At 62.4% G+C, this 1,542-nt stretch carries 1 protein-coding gene; it reads left to right on the top strand.

The features are described from left to right. Positions 1–169 precede the first annotated feature (169 nt). The gene (locus tag VPH46_RS16215; protein ID WP_416612888.1) at positions 170–1,456 is read left to right on the top strand and encodes a DEAD/DEAH box helicase family protein; all 1,287 of its coding nucleotides are present in this window, start codon (positions 170–172) and stop codon (positions 1,454–1,456) included. Positions 1,457–1,542 lie beyond the last annotated feature (86 nt).

Here is a 1,542-nt window from a genome sequence, read left to right as displayed (position 1 = left end):
TCAGGTGAACCAGCACCACCATCGCCAACATGTCCGCACTTAACCTTCTACTATTAGAGAGTTTCCTGCGGACACTCGGGCAGAATGATCAGAACGGCGGGCGGAATCAAATAATGTGGGCGTGGTGATGGTCGGATATACTGCGAGTATCACCAACAAGAGTTCTACCGTGAAAGTATACTACGACGATTCCCCGACCGGCGTCGGGAAAACCACACGCGCTATCACCACCCTTTGTCGGCAACCCTGTAAAGCGCTCTTCATCACCGAGCGCAAGAACGCCTTTGACGAACTGGAAGGCGAGATGCGGCGGGTCGCCGCCCACATGGGCACGCGCCCGCTGATCCGCCGAGTTCACAGCGACCCGAGCAATCGCGGAGGCAGCGTTGTCGAGGAGATCGAAGCCCTGCCCGACCGTTATGCGGGCTGCTCGCACCTGATCGTCATCGCCACGCATGCCGCGCTGCTCCGGTCTGACTTCAGCGACTTCGCCGGTTGGCGTATCGTCATCGACGAGGTGCCTGCCTTCCTCGACTTCGAGGAGAAGCGGACGCACTTGGATGCCAGTTTCTTCGAGCGTCACTATGCGCTGGAACAGGTGACGGGGCGATGGCACGCGATCACCCTGACCGAGGCGGGGCACACCATCACGGCAGCAGACATCCGCGCGGACCAGTCTCACGCTCATCTCGGCGTTTTCCACGCGCGCGTGATGGAGGCGAGCCGCCCCGGCGCGAAGCGGGTGGTCTTGAGCAATCTCGCCGACTGGCGGGAGATGGCCGACCGCAAGGTTCAGTGGTGCTGGGCGAGTGTCTTCTCGCTCCGCGAACTCGCTGCATTCGACCGCGTGGAACTGCTCGGTAACCGCTTCCGCAGCGATATCGGCAGCATCCTCGCCGATTGGCTGGAGGTCGAGGAGGTCGAATGGGAGCCTCTGCCTCCGCTGACGAGCGCTCGCCGATTAGAGCATCGCCCGCTGACGATCCACTACTTCTTCGACCGGCCTGCGTCGAAGTCGCTGTTCGCCAGCGATCAGGGGAAGGCCGCGTTAGGAGCGATCGGACAGCATCTCGCGACCGTGCTGCCAAAGGCGCATTCGATCTGGACGGCGAACGACACCGCTGAACCCGGCGCACCCACGCCGAAGGCGCTGCTGGGATTGCCCGAGAACGACTACCTCACTCCGCGTCAGGCCGGAACGAACCGTCATATGGGCGTCAGCCATGCCGCCGCGATCTACTCGGCCAAGCCCTCGTCCAATCTGCGCGGCCTACTGATGGCACTCAACCTCGATCCCGTGATCTGGACCCGTAGCGTCGAGTTCGAGACCATTCTCCAGTTCGTCACCCGAACCAGCGTGCGTGATCCGGCCAACGGCACGCCTGTCCATCTGTGGGTGTTCGACCGCGAGCAAGGTAAGCGTGGCCTGCGGGCCGCCTTGCCCGTCCGGCTGTAGCTGGGATTCTTGTCGTCTTTGACGAGGACGCAGGCGGTGCGGGAAGTTTTCGGGTCTGAGACTGGTCATACGAGCGCTCGTATGAC

Origin of the sequence: Sphingomonas sp. MJ1 (PH-R8) (assembly GCF_048058635.1) — a bacterium.
Lineage (GTDB): Bacteria > Pseudomonadota > Alphaproteobacteria > Sphingomonadales > Sphingomonadaceae > Sphingomonas.
The sequence above is the reverse complement of the archived record's forward strand: the minus strand, read 5'-3'. Positions and strand labels throughout refer to the sequence as shown.